The sequence below is a fragment of the Serratia sp. B501 genome (genome assembly GCF_051172315.1).
Classification (GTDB): domain Bacteria; phylum Pseudomonadota; class Gammaproteobacteria; order Enterobacterales; family Enterobacteriaceae; genus Serratia; species Serratia ureilytica.
The window spans coordinates 107,120-126,643 of record NZ_JBPIZB010000009.1 but is presented as its reverse complement, the minus strand read 5'-3'; the positions used below and the strand labels follow the sequence as shown (position 1 = coordinate 126,643).

At 61.5% G+C, this 19,524-nt stretch carries 14 protein-coding genes; 3 read left to right on the top strand and 11 right to left on the bottom strand.

The features are described 5' to 3' along the window. Positions 1-35: 35 nt before the first annotated feature. From glgP to asd, 6 genes are all read right to left on the bottom strand, one after another. Entirely contained in the window at positions 36-2,483 is a 2,448-nt protein-coding gene (gene glgP / locus ACSBQV_RS21895) for a glycogen phosphorylase (RefSeq protein ID WP_099784945.1), read from the bottom strand. 140 nt (positions 2,484-2,623) lie between these two features. Next, complete coding sequence (gene glgA, locus ACSBQV_RS21890; protein ID WP_033645308.1) at positions 2,624-4,054, bottom strand: glycogen synthase GlgA; 1,431 nt, start codon at positions 4,052-4,054, stop codon at positions 2,624-2,626. 135 nt (positions 4,055-4,189) lie between these two features. Then, positions 4,190-5,467, bottom strand: coding sequence for a glucose-1-phosphate adenylyltransferase (glgC, locus tag ACSBQV_RS21885; RefSeq protein ID WP_004930810.1), 1,278 nt, complete (start codon positions 5,465-5,467; stop codon positions 4,190-4,192). A gap of 15 nt (positions 5,468-5,482) precedes the next feature. Beyond that, the gene (gene glgX / locus ACSBQV_RS21880; protein ID WP_099784943.1) at positions 5,483-7,465 is read right to left on the bottom strand and encodes a glycogen debranching protein GlgX; all 1,983 of its coding nucleotides are present in this window, start codon (positions 7,463-7,465) and stop codon (positions 5,483-5,485) included. Next, positions 7,462-9,648, bottom strand: a complete 2,187-nt coding sequence (gene glgB / locus ACSBQV_RS21875; protein ID WP_099784941.1) for a 1,4-alpha-glucan branching enzyme — start codon at positions 9,646-9,648, stop codon at positions 7,462-7,464. Before glgB ends, glgX begins: the two co-directional genes overlap by 4 nt. A 443-nt stretch (positions 9,649-10,091) precedes the next feature. Continuing rightward, positions 10,092-11,195: an aspartate-semialdehyde dehydrogenase gene (asd, locus tag ACSBQV_RS21870; RefSeq protein WP_016930397.1), complete on the bottom strand. Its 1,104-nt coding sequence runs from the start codon at positions 11,193-11,195 to the stop codon at positions 10,092-10,094. Positions 11,196-11,589: 394 nt separating this feature from the next. On the opposite strand from asd, the gene ACSBQV_RS21865 reads away from it, so the two are divergent. Further along, on the top strand, positions 11,590-12,183 hold the full coding sequence (locus ACSBQV_RS21865) for a YhgN family NAAT transporter (protein WP_025159894.1): 594 nt from the start codon (positions 11,590-11,592) through the stop codon (positions 12,181-12,183). 30 nt (positions 12,184-12,213) lie between these two features. On the opposite strand, the gene gntK is transcribed toward ACSBQV_RS21865, so the two are convergent. The 4 genes from gntK to ACSBQV_RS21845 form a co-directional block, all read right to left on the bottom strand. Then, on the bottom strand, positions 12,214-12,741 hold the full coding sequence (gene gntK, locus ACSBQV_RS21860; protein WP_046687937.1) for a gluconokinase: 528 nt from the start codon (positions 12,739-12,741) through the stop codon (positions 12,214-12,216). A 101-nt stretch (positions 12,742-12,842) separates the two neighbouring features. Then, positions 12,843-14,159 (bottom strand): gluconate transporter, encoded by a 1,317-nt coding sequence (gene gntT, locus ACSBQV_RS21855; RefSeq protein ID WP_004930830.1) that lies wholly within the window; start codon positions 14,157-14,159, stop codon positions 12,843-12,845. Between the two features lie 340 nt (positions 14,160-14,499). Next, positions 14,500-15,495: a gluconate operon transcriptional repressor GntR gene (gene gntR / locus ACSBQV_RS21850; protein WP_004930833.1), complete on the bottom strand. Its 996-nt coding sequence runs from the start codon at positions 15,493-15,495 to the stop codon at positions 14,500-14,502. A 294-nt stretch (positions 15,496-15,789) separates the two neighbouring features. Then, positions 15,790-16,485, bottom strand: a complete 696-nt coding sequence (locus tag ACSBQV_RS21845) for a pirin family protein (protein WP_033651758.1) — start codon at positions 16,483-16,485, stop codon at positions 15,790-15,792. A 390-nt stretch (positions 16,486-16,875) separates the two neighbouring features. On the opposite strand from ACSBQV_RS21845, the gene ACSBQV_RS21840 reads away from it, so the two are divergent. After that, complete coding sequence (locus tag ACSBQV_RS21840; RefSeq protein ID WP_099784939.1) at positions 16,876-17,391, top strand: GNAT family N-acetyltransferase; 516 nt, start codon at positions 16,876-16,878, stop codon at positions 17,389-17,391. Then, a complete protein-coding gene (locus ACSBQV_RS21835) occupies positions 17,384-18,565 on the top strand; it encodes a P1 family peptidase (RefSeq protein WP_047573413.1) in 1,182 nt (393 codons plus the stop codon). The genes ACSBQV_RS21840 and ACSBQV_RS21835 overlap by 8 nt, the downstream gene beginning before the upstream one ends. A 60-nt stretch (positions 18,566-18,625) precedes the next feature. Here the strand turns inward: ACSBQV_RS21835 and iolE are convergent, their stop codons facing one another. Then, complete coding sequence (gene iolE / locus ACSBQV_RS21830; RefSeq protein WP_033645315.1) at positions 18,626-19,522, bottom strand: myo-inosose-2 dehydratase; 897 nt, start codon at positions 19,520-19,522, stop codon at positions 18,626-18,628. Positions 19,523-19,524 lie beyond the last annotated feature (2 nt).

Below are 19,524 nucleotides of genomic sequence, written 5' to 3'. Positions count from 1 at the left end.
GGTTATCCGGCCCTTTGCTTTTTTCCTGTCCCGCTTTACAGCTTCACCGGCTTAATGTGCCAAATTTCATCCGCATATTCCTGAATGGTGCGATCGGATGAGAAGTAACCCATATTGGCGATATTCAGCACCGCGCGCCGCGTCCACTCGTCCTGATTGAGATACACCTCGTCCACCTTGTCCTGCGTGTCCACATAGCTGCGGTAATCCGCCAACAGCTGATAGTGGTCGCCGAGGTTCACCAGCGAGTCGAACAAATTGCCATAGCGCTTCGGCTCCTCAGGGCTGAACATGCCGGTGGCGATCTGCGTCAGCGCCTGATGCAGCTCTGGGTCTTGCTCGTAGAACTGGCGCGGGTTGTAACCGTTGCGGCGCAGTTCCTCGACCTGCTCGGCGGTATTGCCGAAGATAAAGATGTTCTCCTCCCCCACGTGCTCGCGCATCTCGACGTTGGCGCCGTCCAGCGTGCCGATGGTCAGCGCGCCGTTCAGCGCGAACTTCATATTGCTGGTGCCCGAGGCTTCGGTGCCCGCCAGCGAGATCTGTTCCGACAGATCCGCCGCCGGGATGATGATCTGCGCCAGGCTGACGCCGTAGTTCGGAATGAACACCACCTTCAACTGGGTATGCACGCGCGGATCGTTGTTGATCACTTTGGCCACGTCGTTGATCAGGCGGATGATCTGCTTGGCGGCATAGTAGGCCGAGGCCGCCTTGCCGGCGAAGATCACCACCCGCGGCACGCGCTCGATATCAGGGTCGGCCAGTAAACGGTTATACAGCGTGATGACGTGCAACACGTTGAGCAACTGCCGTTTGTACTCGTGAATGCGTTTGATCTGCACGTCGAACAGCGCATCCGGGTTAACCACCACGTTGAGCGTTTTGGCGATGTACAGCGCCAGCCGCTCCTTGTTCTGCCGCTTGGCGCGCTGCACCGCCTGCAGGAAGCTCGGGTAATCGATGTTGGCCTTGATCTCGCTCAGCTGGCTGAGATCGGTGCGCCAGGTTTGGCCGATGCAGTCGTCCAGCACCGCCGCCAACGGCGGGTTGGCCAGCGCCAGCCAACGACGCGGCGTCACCCCGTTGGTTTTGTTGCAGAAACGAGTCGGGAACAGCCGGGCGAAGTCGGCGAACAGCGACTGCACCATCAGTTCGGAATGCAGGGCGGAAACGCCGTTGACCTTGTGGCTGGCCACCACCGCCAGCCACGCCATGCGCACCCGACGGCCGTTGGTTTCGTCGATGATCGAGACCCGCGCCAGCAGATCGTTGTCGCCCGGCGCCACCTCCTGCACCATTTTGAGGAAGTGATCGTTGATCTCGAAAATCAGCTGCAGATGGCGCGGCAAGATGCGGCCGAGCATGTCCACCGGCCAGGTCTCCAGCGCCTCGCTCATCAGCGTGTGGTTAGTGTAGGAGAATACCTGCTCCACCACTTCCCAGGCGTCGAGCCACTTGAACTTGTGCTCGTCGATCAGCCGGTGCATCAGCTCCGGAATCGACAACACCGGGTGAGTGTCGTTGAGGTGAATGGCGATCTTGTCCGCCAGGTTGTCGAAGGTTTTGTGCATCAGCCAATGGCGATTGAGAATATCCTGCACCGTGGCCGACACCAGGAAATACTCTTGTCGCAAGCGCAATTCACGCCCGGAGGAGGTCGAATCGTCCGGATAGAGCACGCGCGACACGTTCTCCGAATGGTTTTTATCTTCCACCGCCGCGAAGTAATCGCCCTGATTGAACTTGCCGAGGTTGATCTCGTTACTGGCCTGCGCGCCCCACAACCGCAGCGTGTTGGTGGCGTCGGTGTCGAAACCGGGGATCACCTGATCGTAGGCGATGGCCACGATCTCTTCGGTCTCCAGCCAGCGGGCCTTGGCCCCCTCCTGCTGCACCCGGCCGCCGAAGCGTACCTTGTAGCGGGTGTTGTGGCGCGGAAACTCCCACGGATTGCCATACTCCAGCCAGTAGTCCGGCGATTCCATCTGTTGGCCGTTGACGATGTTCTGCTTGAACATGCCGTACTCATAGCGAATGCCGTAGCCGCGCCCCGGCAGCGCCAGCGTCGCCAGCGAATCGAGGAAGCAGGCCGCCAGCCGGCCCAGACCGCCGTTACCGAGCCCGGGGTCGTTCTCTTCCTCCAGCAGCTCCGCCAGGTTCAGCCCCATCTCGTTCAACGCGTTGTCGATGTCCTGATAAATGCCCATCGACAGCAGCGCGTTCGACAACGTGCGGCCGATCAGGAACTCCATCGACAGGTAATACACCTGCCGCACGTCTTGAGACAGCTGGGCGCGGTTGGAGCGCAGCCAGCGCTCCACCATGCGATCGCGCACCGCGAACAGGACGGCGTTGAGCCAGTCGTGGCGGTTGGCGATCGCCGGATCCTTGCCGACGATAAACATCAGCTTATAGGCAATGGAATGTTTCAGCGCTTCCACACTGACCGTAGGTGAGGTGTAACTAAACGGTGAAGTCATGGCTTTTAATCCCTAATGGGGAGCCCAGCCATCCGCCGCGGAATAGCGGGCCCCGCTGAACATGGGCGCGGTACGCTGCGCCCCGACAATCTACCCTTACGGTTGCCCGCCGCGCGTCAACCCGCGACGCGAAGCGCGGGCTACAAGCGTTGATAAAGCGATAAATACTCTTTCGCCGCCACCGGCCAGCCGAAGTCCACGCTCATGGCGTGGCGCTGAACGTGGCGCCAGTGTTTCGGCCGGCTCCACAGCACCATGGCGCGGCGGATGGCGTTGCCCAGCGCGACGGCGTCGCAATCGTCGAACACGAAGCCGCTGGCGGTGCCGTCGGCCAGGTTCTCCAGCGCGCAGTCCACGACCGTGTCCGCCAGTCCGCCGGTGCGGCGCACCAGCGGCAGCGTGCCGTATTTCAGGCCGTAGAGCTGCGTCAGGCCGCAGGGCTCGAAGCGGCTCGGCACCAGAATGACGTCGGCGCCGCCGATGATGCGGTGGGAGAAGGATTCGTGATAACCGATCTGCACGCCGACCTGCTCAGGGTAGTCGGCGGCGGCGGCCAGAAACGCCTGCTGCAGCACCGCGTCGCCGGCGCCCAGCAGCGCCAACTGCCCGCCCTGCGCCAGCAATTCGGGCAACGCCTGCAGCACCAGATCGAGGCCTTTCTGGCTGGTCAATCGGCTCACCACCGCGAATACCGGCAGCGATTCGTCCACCTTCAGCCCCATGGCCTTTTGCAGATGCAGCTTGTTTTTGACCTTGCTTTTCAGATCGTCGGCGTCGTAGCGGGCGCTCAGCCGCGGGTCGTGGGCCGGATCCCAAATCTTGTCGTCCACGCCGTTGAGGATGCCGCTCAACCTGCCTTGCCGCTGCCTCTCCTGCAGCAGCCCCTCCATGCCGTAGCCAAACTCCGGCCGGGTGATCTCGCGCGCATAGGTCGGGCTGACGGCGGTCACGTGGTCGGCATAAAACAACCCGGCCTTGAGGAACGACATCTGGCCGTAGAACTCCAGGCCATAAACATCGTAAAACGACGCCGGCAGCCACAGCTCGGTCACGTGATGGGCGGAGAACAGGCCCTGATAGGCCAGGTTGTGCACGGTGAACACCGAACGCGCCGGGTGGCCGTTGGCGGCCAGATAGGCGCAGCTCAGGCCGGCATGCCAGTCGTGGGCGTGCACCAGCTGCGGACGCCAGTAGCGATCCAGCCCCTTGGCCAGCTCGCAGGCCATCCAGCCCAGCAGCGCAAAGCGCCGGTGGTTGTCGGGGTAGGCGTACATGGACTGATCGTGGTATGGGCTGCCCGGCCGGTCATACAGCCAGGGCGCATCGATCAGGTAAATGCCCACGCCATGGTAGGTGCCGTAACGCAGGCCGACACGGCCGGCGAACGAGTCTATCTCCGCCACCAGCACGGTGTCGGGTATGCCGTTGCGTACGTCAGGGAAAGCGGGCAATAGCACCCGAACATCGGCGCCTTCGGCGATTTGCGCCGCCGGCAGCGCGCCAACCACGTCTGCGAGTCCGCCCGTTTTCAGCAGGGGGAACATTTCAGAACATACGTGTAAGACCTGCATTATCACTCCTGAAAGTCGGCCGAAGGCCTCTGGATAAGAAATAAAGCAGGCTTGCCGCTGTTATGTGTGCCGCGTTGCGCAAGCCATCGAACCGTTCATCGGGCGGCAGGCTATCGTTCTGCCCCCCACGTTAACTCACAATTTTGACAACATTTCGCGCGTCACCAGCACGATGCCGCCTTCCGAGCGATAGAAACGCTTGCTGTCCTCATCGGCGTTTTCCCCGATCACCATGCCCTCCGGAATGTGGCAGGCGCGGTCGATGATGCAGCGCCGCAGGCGGCAGGAACGGCCGACGTTCACGTCCGGCAACAATACGGTAGAGTCGATGGTGCAAAACGAGTTCACTCGCACCCGCGGGAACAGCACCGAATGCACCACCACCGACCCGGACACGATGCAACCGCCGGACACCAGCGAATTCATGGTCATGCCATGGCTACCGGAACGATCCTGCACGAACTTGGCCGGCGGCAGCGGTTCCATGTGGGTGCGAATCGGCCAGGCGCGGTCGTACATGTCCAGCTCCGGCGTCACCGACGCCAGATCGAGGTTGGCGCGCCAGTAGGCGTCCAGCGTGCCCACGTCGCGCCAGTACGGCGGCAGATCGGGGTTGGATGTCACGCAGGACAAGGTAAACGGATGCGCCCACGCCGCCTGCTGCGCGGTGATTTTCGGGATCAGATCCTTGCCGAAATCGTGGCTGGAGCCAGGGGTCGACATATCCTCTTCCAGCAGTTGGAACAGGTAGGCGGCATTAAAAATATAGATGCCCATGCTGGCCAGCGACATATCCGGGTTGCCCGGCATCGCCGGCGGATCGGCGGGCTTTTCCAGAAACTCGATGATGCGGTCGCTTTCATCCACCTTCATCACGCCGAATTCGCCGGCTTCGCTGCGCGGCACCGGCAGGCAGGCCACGGTGCACTGAGCGCCCTTCTCGACGTGATCGATCAGCATGCGCGAATAATCCATCTTGTAGATGTGATCGCCCGCCAGGATCACCACGTATTCGGCCTCGTAGCGGCGGATGATATCCAGGTTCTGGTACACCGCATCGGCGGTGCCCTTGTACCAATGCTCGGTGCTGAGGCGCTGCTGGGCCGGCAGCAGATCGACGAACTCATTCATCTCCTCGTTGAGGAACGACCAGCCGCGCTGAATGTGCTGCACCAGCGTGTGCGACTGGTATTGGGTGATCACGCCGATGCGGCGGATGCCGGAGTTCAGGCAGTTCGACAAGGCGAAGTCGATGATGCGGAATTTGCCGCCAAAGTGGACGGCGGGCTTGGCGCGGGTGGAGGTCAAATCTTTCAGACGTGAGCCGCGGCCGCCGGCCAGGATCAGCGCTACGGATTTAATCGGCAGCTGGCGCGCCAACATCAGGGGGTCTTTATTTTCAAACCTAACCATAGCGGACTCCTTTTATTATTTCCGTACCAGTACGCAAAGCGAGCGCGCGGCCTGGTGCCAGGCGGGCAATACCGCCCGTGAGTCTTCCTGAGTGAACGGGGCGACAACCTGCCAATCGCCTTCCGGCAACCTCATCTCCGTCGTTTGCGGCGTGGCGTTGATCAGCAGCAGCCAGCGCTGCGACAGCAGGATCTGCATGAGCGGCTCGCCCTGCTCCCACTGCTGCGCGTCGAGCGCCTGCCCTTGCGCGTTCAGCCACTGCACGCTGCCGTCGTCCTGCTGCCACCAGCGATCCTGCTGCAGCGCGGGGATCTGGTGGCGCAGCGCGATCAGCGCCGCGACGTAATCGGTCAGCGCGTCGTCCGCCGTGGCCCAATCGAGCCAGGTGGTGGCGTTGTCCTGACAATAGGCATTGTTGTTCCCCTGCTGGCTGTGTCCCTGTTCATCGCCGGCCAGCAGCATCGGCGTTCCCTGGGACAGCAACAGCGTGGCGAGCATCGCCCGCTGGCTGGCCCTGCGGCGTTGCACAATGGCGTCGTCGGCGACCAGGCCTTCCACGCCGTGGTTGTTGCTGAAATTGCGATCGCTGCCGTCGCGGTTGCCTTCGCCGTTCGGCTGGTTGTGTTTCTCGTTGAAGCTGACCACGTCTTGCAGGGTAAAACCGTCATGCGCGGTCAGCATGTTGACGGTGGCGTAAGGCGCCCGCCCGCGCTGGTTGTACAGATCGCTGGAGGCGGCAAAACGCCGGGCGAACTGGCCGAGCGACACGCCGCTCTGCAGCCAGAAACGACGCATGTCGTCGCGGTAATGGTCGTTCCATTCGGCGAAGCGGCCGGGAAACGCCCCCACCTGATAGCCGCCGGGGCCAACGTCCCAGGGTTCGGCGATCAGCTTGCAGCGCGACAGCACATCGTCCGCCAGCATCGCCTGGAACAGCGGCGCATCGCGATCGAACCCCGGCGTGCGGCCGAGCACGCTGCCCAGATCGAAGCGGAAGCCGTCGACGTGGCACTCCCGCACCCAAAAACGCAGGCAATCCATCACCCAGGCCACGCCCTGCGGCTGATCCAATCGCAGCGTGTTGCCGCAGCCGGTGTCGTTGACATAGTCCCCTTCGGGCGTCAGCCAGTAGTAGCTCAGATTATCGATGCCGCTCAGCGACAGCATCGGCCCGTCCCTATCCAGCTCGGCGCTGTGGTTGAACACCACGTCGAGGATCACCTCGATGCCGGCTTTGTGCAGCGCCTTGACCGCATCGCGGAATTCGTTCAGCGGCGTGGCGTCGGTGCTCAGGCTGGCGTAACGGTTGTCCGGCGCATAGGGCGCCAGCACGTTATAGCCCCAATAGTTGATCAGCCCCAACCGCTGCAGGCGCGGTTCGGAGGTATGTTGCTGCACCGGCAGCAGTTCCAGCGCGGTGATGCCGAGGCGTTTGAAGTGGGCGATCATCGCCGGGTGCCCCAGTGCGGCGAAACTGCCGCGCAGCGTCGGCGGGATCTGCGGGTGCAGCAGCGTCAGGCCGCGCACGTGCGCTTCGTAAATCACCGTCTGCCCCCAGGGCGTGGCGGGCGGGCGATCGTCCTGCCAATCATATTGTCCGTCCACCACCACACACTTCGGCATCAGCTCCGCACTGTCGTGCGGGTCAGGCTGATCGTAACCGCCGTGCAGATGCGGGTGGTCCGCCACCGGCCCTTCCACCGCGCGCGCGGCCGGATCGAGCGCCAGCTTGTTGGGGTTGAAACGCTGTCCGTTCGCCGGGTCAAACGGGCCGTAGACCCGGTAGCCGTAACGTTGCCCCGGCCTGCCGCCCGGCAAATAGCCATGCCAGATATCGCCGCTGCGCGCCGGCAACGGCAGGCGCACTTCGCGCTGTTGGCCGTCGAACAGGCACAGCTCCACCCGCTCGGCGTGCGCCGAGTACAGGGTAAAGTTGATGCCTTCACCGTCGTAATGCGCACCCAGCGGCGCGGCGAGGCCGGCTATCAGCTCCGTCATGGCGCCTCCCGCAGCAGATAAATGGTCGCCAGCGGCGGCAGCGTTACGCAGATGGAGAAGTCACGGCCGTGGCTGCCGACCGCTTCGGAAGAGACCCGCCCCTGATTGCCGGCGTTGCTGCCGTGATAGTGGTGCGAATCGGTATTGAGGATCTCGCGGTAGTCACCGGCGCGCGAGAGGCCGATGCGGTAGCGGTAGCGCGGCACCGGGGTAAAGTTGCTGATGGCGATCAGCTCATTGCCCTGCGAATCGTAGCGCGCGAAGGCGAACACCGAGTTGTCGTGATCGTCGACCACCAGCCACTCGAAGCCGTCCGGCCGGTAGTCGCGCTCGTACAGCGGCGCCTGCTGCCGGTAGCAGTGGTTCAGATCGCGCACCAGCCGCTGCACGCCGTTATGCCAGTTATCCAACCCTTCCAATAAATGCCAGTCGAGGCTGGTATCGAAATTCCACTCGCGCCCCTGTGCGAATTCGCAGCCCATAAACAGCAGCTTCTTGCCCGGATGCGCCCACATAAAGCCGTAATAGGCGCGCAGGTTGGCGAATTTTTGCCAGGCGTCGCCCGGCATACGGTCGAGGACCGATTTTTTGCCGTGCACCACTTCATCGTGCGAGATAGGCAACACGAAGTTCTCGGTATAGGCGTACAGCATGCCGAAGGTCATCTGGTTGTGGTGATACTTGCGGTGCACCGGATCGCACTTCATATAATTGAGCGTGTCGTGCATCCAGCCGAGATTCCATTTGTAGTGGAACCCAAGGCCGTTGGCGTCCGGCGGCAGGGTGACGCCTGGATAGTCGGTGGACTCCTCCGCCAGCGTCACCGCGCCCGGCTGCGCCTGGCCGATAGTCTGGTTGGTATAACGCAGGAAGGCGATGGCCTCCAGATTCTCATTGCCGCCGTAGTAATTCGGCACCCACTCGCCGTCGGCGCGGCTGTAGTCGCGATAGATCATCGACGCCACCGCATCCACCCGCAGCGCATCGATGCCGAAGCGCTCCAGCCAATACAGCGCGTTGCCCGCCAGGTAGTTGCGCACCTCGTGGCGACCGTAGTTGTAGATCAGCGTATTCCAGTCCTGATGGTAGCCCTCGCGCGGATCGGCGTATTCGTACAGCGCAGTGCCGTCGAAATTCGCCAGGCCGTAGGCGTCGCTGGGGAAGTGCCCAGGCACCCAGTCGAGGATCATGTTGATGCCCGCCTCATGCGCCGCCGCCACAAACGCCCTGAAGTCGGCCGGCGTGCCGAAGCGCCGGGTCGGTGCATACAGCCCCAGCGGCTGGTAGCCCCAGCTGCCGTCGAACGGGTGCTCGTTGACCGGCAGCAGCTCGATATGGGTGAATCCCATGTCCTTCACATAGTCGATCAGCTGCACCGCCAGTTCACCGTAGCTGAGCCAAAAGTGGTTATCGGTGTGGCGGCGCCATGAGCCGAGATGCACCTCGTAAATGGCGATCGGCTGGTCAAAATCGTTGGCGCGGCGGCGCGCCGGCGTCGACGGCACCACCTCCGGCAGCGGCGCCACCAGCGAGGCGGTATCCGGGCGCATCTGCGCCTCAAAGGCGTAAGGATCGGCTTTCAGTTGGGTATTGCCATAGCAATCGACGATTTCATATTTGTACAGCTGCCCGGCCCGCACGCCGGGCAAGAACAGCTCCCAGATGCCGTTCTCACGCCGCAGACGCATCGGATGACGGCGGCCGTCCCAGAAGTTGAATTCCCCCACCACCGAGACGCGCTGCGCGTTGGGCGCCCAGACCGCAAAGCTGACGCCGTCGACGCCATCCAGCGTGACGAGGTGAGCGCCCAGCCGTTCATAGGGGCGCAGGTGCGTGCCTTCGGCCAATAACCAGCTGTCGATATCCTGCAGCAGCGGGCCGAACCGGTAGGGATCGTCGACGATCTGTTGATGATCGCGCCAGCTGACCTGCAGCTGATAGCGGAAAGGATTTTTTCGCCGCGGCACCACGGCGCTGAAGAAACCGCGCGGATCGTCGCAGTTCAGCTGCACCAGTCGCCGGCCGGTTTGCTGTTCCACCAGCCAGACTGCGCCGGCGTCCGGCAGCAGCGCGCGCACTTGCAGACCGTTATCGGTCGCATGCATGCCAAGCAGAGCAAAGGGATCGGCGTAATGGCCGGAGATGATCTGATCAATCACGTCACGATCGGGAAGTACAGGCATAGTCTTCTTCCTTAGATTAACAGCATGATCTAAGCACGGCTTGTTGGTTATTCCTTGGCCGTTTTGGTCATCATGCAATGCATTCGGACTCTAAAGCGTGATTGCGGTCGGTTATTGACCAATCTTTACTCTGCCGACCTGAATTTCGCTCTTTATGCTTATTTTTTGAAATATTTCAGTCATGGTGAAAAAGTGTTCACCCCTGCGTTAAGCATAGCCAATGTCTGTTAAAAACTGCTCGGCATTGGTGAGGAAAATTCTTCATTAAGAAAACTGCCAGCCTGACGGCATCTGCATGCGGCGGCCGACGAGAAGAGATGCGGGATACAGCCCAATGAAACGAGGCTTGCGATAACGCTGCCCGACGCGGCGCGCAGCGAACAAAAAATCGGAAAATAAGGCGTTAGGGGGCTGAAAGCGCTCAGCCCCCAGGAAGTATGGGTTTACAGCAGGATGCGCAGCATGCGGCGCAGCGGCTCGGCCGCGCCCCACAGCAGTTGGTCGCCCACGGTGAACGCCGACAGGTACTCCGGCCCCATATTCAGCTTGCGCAGACGGCCGACCGGCGTATTCAGCGTGCCGGTCACCGCCGCTGGCGTCAGTTCGCGCATGGTCAGCTCGCGGTCGTTCGGGATCACGCGCACCCAGTCGTTGTGCGTCGCCAGCATCTGCTCGATTTCCGGCAGCGACACGTCTTTTTTCAGCTTCAGGGTGAACGCCTGGCTGTGGCAGCGCAGCGCGCCCACGCGCACGCACAGACCGTCGACCGGGATCACGCTGCCGGTGTTGAGGATCTTGTTGGTCTCCGCCTGGCCTTTCCACTCTTCGCGGCTCTGGCCGTTGTCGAGCTGCTTGTCGATCCACGGGATCAGGCTGCCGGCCAGCGGCACGCCGAAGTTGTCGGTCGGCAGTTTGCCGCTGCGGGTCGCCTCGGTCACCTTGCGCTCGATATCCAGAATGGCGGAAGCCGGATCCTGCAGCTCTTTCGCCACGTCGGCGTGCAGCATGCCCATTTGGGTCAGCAGTTCGCGCATGTGGCGCGCGCCGCCGCCGGAGGCCGCCTGGTAGGTGGCAACCGACGCCCACTCAACCAGATCGTTGGCGAACAGGCCGCCGAGGGACATCAGCATCAGGCTGACGGTGCAGTTGCCGCCGACGAAGGTTTTGATGCCTTTGTCCAGGCCCTGCTGAATCACCGCGTGGTTGACCGGATCCAGGATGATGATGGCGTCATCCTGCATGCGCAGCGACGAGGCCGCGTCGATCCAGTAACCCTGCCAACCGCTGGCGCGCAGCTTAGGATAAACTTCGTTGGTATAATCGCCGCCCTGACAGGTAATAATGATATCGAGCGCGCTCAGGGCGTCGATGTCATAGGCATCCTGCAGCGTGCCCTGCTGGCCGCCGAAGGCCGGCGCGGCAGAACCGTGCTGCGAGGTGGAGAAAAAGACCGGGCGAATGGCGTCGAAATCGCGCTCTTCCGTCATGCGTTGCATGAGAACTGAGCCGACCATTCCGCGCCAACCGATGAAACCAACGTTTTTCATAATATCTGTGTCCCGCCCGGATAAGGGCTTATTAGGTGATAACGAGTTGTGTGCAATATCTCCTCACCTTACAAAATGTCGGCGCGGGCGCAAAGTGAATTTATTCGATGGCTGGGGATTTCTCAGCAATCCTTCTTATGTACCCGTCGTCTTTCAAACTGCAGCGTTGTTACCTGCACGTAGTTACGTGGCCCATCCGTGGGCCACGCCCCAAGGGGCCGCTGCGAGCAGCGTTCAAATCTGCTCCCGGCAGATTTGTCATACCCCAGTCACTTACTTGAGTAAGCTCCTGGGGATGCGATCGCTGGGCGCCTAGCTGCAATTTGAAATCCATAGGGTATAGGCAAGGACGCGGCCGAAAAGGCCGAGGCGTTTTCCCGATCACGAGGTCACCATGACAGAGATGATTTCCGCTACGGTATTGCTGTTTTTAATTATGGATCCGCTGGGCAACCTGCCGATTTTCATGTCGGTGCTCAAGCACCTGGAACCGCGCCGCCGCCGCGTGGTGTTGATTCGCGAGCTGCTGATCGCCCTGCTGCTGATGCTGATCTTCCTGTTCGCCGGCGAGAAAATTCTGGCGTTCCTCAACCTGCGCACCGAAACCGTCTCCATTTCCGGCGGCATCATCCTGTTTCTGATCGCCATCAAGATGATTTTCCCCTCGCAGGAAGGAAACAGCTCCGGGCTGTCCGCCGGCGAGGAGCCGTTCCTGGTGCCGCTGGCGATCCCGCTGGTGGCCGGGCCGTCGATTCTGGCTGCATTGATGCTGCTGTCGCACCAGTATCCGCATCAACTGCCCCATCTGGTGGCGGCGCTGTTGATCGCCTGGGGCCTCTCTGCGGCCATTTTGCTGATGTCGAACCTGTTCCTGCGCCTGCTGGGCAGCAAAGGCGTCAGCGCGCTGGAGCGGTTGATGGGGCTGATTCTGGTGATGCTGTCGACCCAGATGTTCCTGGACGGCGTGCGGGCTTACATGAAGCTGTAGGCGCCTGGCGGCGCCGACAACGGCCCGCGCTCAGCGGGCGGTAACGCGGCGAATATAGGCGAGCGTATCGGCGACCACGCCGTCCAGCGGCTGGTTGATGTCGATCGCTTGCACATCCGGCTCCTGCTCGCCCGGCTCTTCCAACGTGGCGAACTGCGAAACCAGCATCTGCGGTTTGAAGAAGTGACCTTTGCGCTGCTTCAGGCGCTCCTCGATCACCGCCTTGTCGCCTTTCAGGTAGAGGAAATGCAGGTTGCTATTCCCTTCGCGCAGGCGGTCGCGATAGCTTTTCTTCAGCGCCGAGCAGACCAGCAGCGACACGGGATTGGTGCGTTGCATGGCGAAGATGGCGTCGTTCAAGGCCGCCAGCCACGGGGCGCGATCGTTGTCGTCCAGCGCATGCCCGGCAGCCATCTTGTTGATGTTGGCGCGCGGATGCAGATAATCGCCGTCCAGCATGGCGGCATCGGCCTCGCGGGCGACGGCGCTGGCTACGGCGGATTTGCCGCTGCCGGACACGCCCATCAGGATAAATACGTGATTCTGCGGATTGCTCATTGTGTCATGCCCTTATGGGAACTGGCGCAAACGCGCCAAATGCGTCCCGACTGATAAAGATACTTTGGAACGCCGACGCCCCGCAGGGCGCCGGATAAAGATTATACGACCGTCGCCAGCAGCAGGCAGCCCACCAGGCCGCACACCGAGATGATGGTTTCCAGCACCGACCAGGATTTGATGGTTTCCATGATGCTCAGGTTGAAGTACTCCTTGAACAGCCAGAAACCCGGATCGTTGACGTGCGAGAAGATAACGCTGCCGGAACCGACCGCAATCACCATCAGCTCAGGGCTGACGCCGGTAGTGGCGATCAGCGGCGCCACGATGCCGCCGGCGGTGATTGCCGCCACGGTGGCGGAACCCAGCGCCAGACGCAGCGCGGCGGCGATCGACCAGGCCATCAGGATCGGCGAAACGTTGCTGCCTTCCATCAGACCGGCGATGTACTTCTCGACGCCGCTGTCCACCAGTACCTGCTTGAAGGCGCCGCCGCCGCCGATGATCAACAGCATCATGGCGATGATTTTAATCGAATCGGTGATGGTGCCCATCACTTCATCCATGGTGCGGCCGCGGTTCAGGCCGAAGGTGAAGATAGCGATCAGCACGGCGATCAGGGTCGCCATCACCGGGTCACCGAAGAACTCGGCGAAGCGCAGCAGGCTGTGGCCCTTCGGCAGCACCATTTCAGCGACCGCGCGCAGCGCCATCAGGATCACCGGCACCAGCGACGTGGCGACGCTGACGCCAAAGCTCGGCATCTCCGCGTCGGTAAAGGTTTTCGGGTTGTACAGGCCTTCCGGCACCGGCTTGTCGATGCCTTTCAGGAAGCGGGCATAGACCGGGCCGGCCAGGATCACCGTCGGGATCGCCAGCAGCGTGCCGTACAACAGGGTTTTACCCATGTCGGCATGGAAGATGGTGGCGATGGCGGTCGGGCCCGGGTGCGGCGGCAGGAAGCCGTGAGTCACCGACAGCGCGGCGGCCATCGGCACGCCGACGTACAGCAGCGGAATGCGCGCGGAGGCGGCGATGGTGAACACCAGCGGCAGCAACAGCACGAAGCCCACTTCGTAGAACAGCGCGAAGCCGACGGTGAAACCGGTCAGCACCACCGCCCATTGAATGTGTTTTCTGCCGAACTTGTCGATCAGCGTGGTGGCGATGCGCTGTGCGCCGCCGCAGTCCGCCAGCAGCTTGCCGAGCATGGCGCCGAAGCCCATGATCAGCGCCAGGCTGCCCAGCGTGCCGCCCACGCCGGCCTTGATGGAGCCGATGACCTTATCGACCGGCATCCCCTGTGCAATCCCGACCGCCAGAGCAACCAGAACCAGAGAGATAAAGCCGTTCAGCTTGAAGCGGATCATCAGCAGCAGCAGCAGCGCTACGCCGCCTGCAACAATCACTAATGGCATAGTTTTTCTCCAACCTTTTATCGCGACTCTCTTTACGATAGGCGTAAAGCGTGCGGTTGTTTTATTTTTAGGCTCTTTCCCGGTGTTTAAGAAGAGCTGTAGGTGTTGTTGATTCAGAGGTTCAGTCTTGCAGCAAGATGACCGTCCGCTCGTTGTTACCGGTATCATGATACCGGTAACAACATAATCCTCGGAACCGGGTAAGCGGCTAAAATTCGCGTTCTGGGACAGAGATCAAACTTATGTCGGCAACGAGCGGCGGGCTTACAGGCGGGATAACCAGCGCGCCTCAGGACGCGCTGAAAAAAGAAAGGGTGTTAAAACAGAACGTTAAAATGGCTCAGATGCTGCCGCCGGGGATCACGGTGAAACCGACGTCCACCATGCGCGGGCACACCGTTTCGCCGCGCAGCCGGGCCAGCAGGCGCTCTGCGCCGATCTGCCCCATGCGTTCGCGCGGGGTCAGCACGCTGGCCAGTTTCGGCACCATCACCTGACCGATGTCATGGCCGTGGAAACCGGCGATCGCCATGTCCTGCGGGATCGACAGCCCCTGTCGCTGGCACTCGAAGGCCGCGCCGATCGCCAGGTCATCGTTGGTGCAGAAGATACTGTCGATCTGCGGATAATCGCGCTGCGCCTGGCGCAGCAGCTCACCGCCGGCGGAGTAGGAGGAAGACCGCGCGGTCATGATGCTGTACGGCTCCAGGCCGGATTCACGCATCGCCTGCTCATACCCCTGTTGTTTGATGATGGTACGTTCATCCTGACGGGCGCCGAAGTAGACCACGTGACGGTGGCCGTGCGCGATGATTTGCTGCGTCATCTGGCGCGCCGCCTCGAAGTTGTTGAAGCCCACCGCCAGATCGATGCACGGCGAGACGCAGTCCATCAGCTCTACCACCGGAATGCCCGCCACCTCGATCATCTTCAGGGTGCGCGGCGTGTGGTGGCGCTCGGACAGGATCAAACCGTCGATATTGTAAGACAGCAGCGAGGTCAGACGCTCTTCTTCACGCTCCGGCAGATAGCCGTAGTGCGCCAGCATGGTCTGGTAGTTGTGCGCGTCGGTCACGCTTTCGATGCCGCGCAGCACTTCGGCGAACACCTGGTTGGTCAGCGACGGCAACAGCACGCCAATCGCCCGGCTGGTGGCGTTGGAGAGAATGTCCGGCGCGCGGTTGGGGATGTAGCCCAGCTCATCCAGCGCGACGGCGATTTTTTGCTGCAGGGCGGCGGAAACCTGGTCGGGATTGCGCAGATAACGGCTCACCGTCATCTTGGTCACGCCCACCTTGTCTGCCACATCCTGGAGTACCGGCCGTTTTTTCTTCATTATCAATGAACTGACTAACCGTGAATGGGCAGTCATTTTAGCAAAAAAAACGGCGCGCCGATATTGTCGGTTATGCGACGGCCAACGCAAAAAGGGCTCACACCGTGAGCCCTTCATACGCAGACAAAGGGGGAAAAAGCGTGGTTTCTCCCCCTTTGTGACGAGCAGCCGAAAATCAATAAATTGATTTTCCTTATTTTTATATGTTTTGCCGGCGTTAAGTCAGGCAACGTCGGCAGGCGAATCACTCACCTCAAGGGCTCACACCGTGAGCCCTTGATATTTACCGCTTAATCACACCGGCGGCAGATCGAACAGCAGGATTTCGCTCTCTTCGTCGGCCTGAATCGTCAGCGCCGATTCATCCCACACCGCAAACGCGTCGCTGATGCCGGCGGCCTGGCCATTGACCGAGACCTTGCCGCGCACCACCTGGATCCAAATGCGGCGGCCGGCGTCGATCGCGTATTCCGCCTGCTCACCTTTATTCAGCGCCCAACGCGACAGCGTCATGTCCTGGAACACTTTCAGTGAGCCGTCACGCGCATCCGGCGACAGCACCAGCTGACGGCCCTGCGGCGCGTCGAACATGCGCTGTTCGTAGCGCGGCTCCAGCCCGACCTGATCCGGGATGATCCAAATCTGGTACAGGTGCAACGGACGATCCTGATTGGCGTTGTACTCGGAGTGACGCACGCCGGTGCCCGCACTCATGATCTGGAATTCGCCGGCCTGGATCTGCTCCTTGTTGCCCATGCTGTCCTGGTGTTCCACCGTACCGCTCAGCACGTAGGTCAGGATTTCCATGTCTTTATGCGGGTGGGTACCGAAACCCTGCCCTGCGTCGATCACATCTTCGTTGATCACCCGCAGCGCCGAGAACCCCATAAAGTTCGGATCGTAGTAATCGGCAAATGAGAAGGTGTGCCAGCTATCCAGCCAGCCATGATTGGCGTGGCCGCGGTCTTCCGCTTTACGTACATAAATCATATTCAACTCTCCTCAATGTTTTTTTACAGTCTAGTCCTGCCAGCAGAATAAGAAAGCGTAAAAAACTCATGCCTCTGTTCAAAAATTTCGATGAAATGAAACGGCGGATGGGCAGCGGATTTGTTGAAGGCGGAAGCGGCTGAAAAATGGCAAAAAAAAAAGCCAGCACCCGAGCTGGCTAAGTAAACACTGGAAGCAATGTGAGCAATGTCGTGCCTTCGCAGCGAGAGTATCAAGGGTTGATGCCCTCCCCGGAACGCATCGCAATAATAATCATTATCATTCGCACCTGTAAAGCGTTTTTTTTGACCCGTTTAAATAATATTGACTCAAGGCAGTAAACGGATAAATTCAGAGGTTATTCAACCGGTAAGCGACAGGAGCAGCGAGATGAGCGAGATCGTGATACGCCACGTGGAAACAACGGATGCGCAGGCCCTGCATCATCTTTATTCTCAGACGCCCGTCTACCGCGATACGCTGCAGCTCCCGCTACCGTCCGTCGAGTCCTGGCAGAAGCGCCTCGCCAATCCCGAACCGGGCACGCATAACCTGGCCGCCATCATCGACGGGCAGCTTGCCGGCCAGTTGGTTGTGATGCTGAATCAGCGCGTTCGCCGCCGCCACGTCGCCACCTTCGGCATCGGCGTCGATCCGCGCTACCACGGTAAAGGCGCCGGCAGCCGCCTGATGCAGGCGATGCTCGACCTGTGCGACAACTGGGCGGCCATCGAGCGCATCGAACTGACGGTGTTCACCGATAACCCGGCGGCCATCGCGCTGTACCGCAAATTCGGCTTTGAGATAGAGGGCACCAGCCGCGCCTATGCCATGCGCGACGGCGTGCTGGTCGATGCCTACCATATGGCGCGTCTGCGCTCTGGGCAGCCACGCGCAGATGCGTGATCTCATCCCCCCGCAGGGGCCGCTGCGCCGGCCCCTTAACATCAACCGCCGAACCTTTTTACAAGCGCTGGCCGGCTTGACGGCCGCCGCCGGCATGTTCTCTCCCCTCACCCCATTAGGTGCCGCTATGCCAACTTCCGCCACCGGGCGCCCTGGCGCCCGCAACCTGATTACCGATGTGCCGGGCCTGAAGGTCGGCGTGGCGCAGGACAGCCGGGTGCGCACCGGCGCAACGGTGATCCTGCCGGACAGCCCGGCGATGGCCGCCGTGGACGTGCGCGGCGGCGGCCCCGCCACCCGGGAAACCGACGCCTTGGGCGAAGACAATCTGGTGCAAACCATCGATGCGCTGACGTTCAGCGGCGGTTCAGTTTACGGCCTGGCGGCGGCGGACGGCGTCGCGGCCTGGCTGGGGCAACAGGGCCGAGGCTACGCGCTGCGCCCAGCGCCCGGCGTGCCGGTCTCCCCGATCGTGCCCACCGCCTGCCTGTACGATCTGGCCAACGGCGGTGACAAAAACTGGCAGCTCACGCCGCCGTATCGCCAGTTGGGCATCGACGCGGTCGGCAAGGCTGGATTGGACTTTCCGCTGGGCACCGTCGGCGCCGGCTACGGCGCCATGACCGGCATGGGCAAGCTGAAAGGCGGCCTCGGTTCGGCGTCTATCGTCGCCGCCAACGGCGCTACCGTCGGCGCGCTGGTGGCGGTCAACAGCCTGGGTGCGGTGGTAGCGCCCGGCACCCGCGCCTTCTGGGCGACGCCCTATGAAATTGACGGTGAATTCGGCAACGGCGGCGCGGCGGCGCTGGCGCAACTGCGCGCTCAGGGCGAAGACTGGATGGTGCAAGAGCCGCAGGGCGGCAGAAAGAACACCACCCTGGCCTGCATCGCCACCGATCTGGCGCTGACGCGCGTGGAGTTGAAACGGGTGGCCATCATGGCGCAAGACGGCATGGCGCGCGCTATTCGCCCGCTGCACAGCCCGTTTGACGGCGACGTGGTGTTCGCCCTGTCCACCGGGCTGCGCGAGGTACAGGGCAGCCGCGAACTGGCGGTACTGCAAATCGGCGCGCTGGCGGCGGACACCCTGGCTCGGGCGATCGCCCGGGGCGTGTATGCCGCCACACCGTGGCCAGGCAGCCAGGTTGCCACCTGGCGAACGCTCGGCGGCTAACGCGCCGCCATCAAAAAGGGGCGCTGGCGGCGCCCCTCGATCTTTATTGCCCCTTACCGCTTAAATGCCGGCGGTTTCCCGAATATAGCGGCGCGCTTTCACCGCATACTCGAACGGGTTGGCCAGCGCCGGATCCTGCTCGGCCTCCACCACCATCCATCCCTTGTAACCGCGCTCGTCCAGCAGCTTGAACACCGGCCTGAAGTCGATCACGCCATCACCCGGCACGGTGAAGGTGCCCTTCTTCACGCCGTCGAGGAAGCTCAGCTTGTTGGCCTTCACTTCCGCCACCACCTCATCGCGCACGTCCTTTAGATGGACGTGGTTGATGCGCGGCAGATACTTCTCCAGGATCGCCATCATCGCCTGCTGGCTGCCTTCCGAATAGTAGGCGTGGCCGGTATCGAACAGCAGGTAGACGTCGTCGTTGACCATACTCATGTAGCGATCGATTTCGGCGGTGGTCTGAATGCCGGTGCCCATGTGGTGGTGCAGACACACCTGCATGCCTTTGCCGGCGGCGATCTTCGCCAGCTCGTTGTAACCGTCGGCCACCCGCCGCCACTCTTCATCGCTGAAGTACGGCTTCTCTTCGAACACCCCTTTGGTGGTGCCCTGAATGCTCTTGCTCTGTTCAGAACAGCCGATCACCCTGGCGCCCATGGCATGCAGGAAATTCATGTGGTTGATAAATTCATCGATGGTTTTGTCTTTTTGGCCGTCGGCGAAAAAGGTGCTGAACCAGGCGTTGCAGATCTGGATGCCGCGAATATCCAGCATCGGTTTCAGCACCGCCGGATCGCGTGGGTATTTGCTGCCCACTTCGCTGCCGGTGAAGCCGGCCAGCGCCATTTCGCTGACGCACTGCTGAAAGGTATTTTCCTTGCCCAGATCGGGCATGTCGTCGTTGGTCCAGCCGATCGGCGCAATGGCCAATTTCACGTTGTCTTTATTCATGG

Coding starts and splice junctions, on each gene's coding strand:
- glgP (WP_099784945.1), bottom strand. CDS start 2,483: ATGACTTCACCGTTTAGTTACACCTCACCTACGGTCAGTGTGGAAGCG.
- glgA (WP_033645308.1), bottom strand. CDS start 4,054: ATGCAGGTCTTACACGTATGTTCTGAAATGTTCCCCCTGCTGAAAACG.
- glgC (WP_004930810.1), bottom strand. CDS start 5,467: ATGGTTAGGTTTGAAAATAAAGACCCCCTGATGTTGGCGCGCCAGCTG.
- glgX (WP_099784943.1), bottom strand. CDS start 7,465: ATGACGGAGCTGATAGCCGGCCTCGCCGCGCCGCTGGGTGCGCATTAC.
- glgB (WP_099784941.1), bottom strand. CDS start 9,648: ATGCCTGTACTTCCCGATCGTGACGTGATTGATCAGATCATCTCCGGC.
- asd (WP_016930397.1), bottom strand. CDS start 11,195: ATGAAAAACGTTGGTTTCATCGGTTGGCGCGGAATGGTCGGCTCAGTT.
- ACSBQV_RS21865 (WP_025159894.1), top strand. CDS start 11,590: ATGACAGAGATGATTTCCGCTACGGTATTGCTGTTTTTAATTATGGAT.
- gntK (WP_046687937.1), bottom strand. CDS start 12,741: ATGAGCAATCCGCAGAATCACGTATTTATCCTGATGGGCGTGTCCGGC.
- gntT (WP_004930830.1), bottom strand. CDS start 14,159: ATGCCATTAGTGATTGTTGCAGGCGGCGTAGCGCTGCTGCTGCTGCTG.
- gntR (WP_004930833.1), bottom strand. CDS start 15,495: ATGAAGAAAAAACGGCCGGTACTCCAGGATGTGGCAGACAAGGTGGGC.
- ACSBQV_RS21845 (WP_033651758.1), bottom strand. CDS start 16,485: ATGATTTATGTACGTAAAGCGGAAGACCGCGGCCACGCCAATCATGGC.
- ACSBQV_RS21840 (WP_099784939.1), top strand. CDS start 16,876: ATGAGCGAGATCGTGATACGCCACGTGGAAACAACGGATGCGCAGGCC.
- ACSBQV_RS21835 (WP_047573413.1), top strand. CDS start 17,384: ATGCGTGATCTCATCCCCCCGCAGGGGCCGCTGCGCCGGCCCCTTAAC.
- iolE (WP_033645315.1), bottom strand. CDS start 19,522: ATGAATAAAGACAACGTGAAATTGGCCATTGCGCCGATCGGCTGGACC.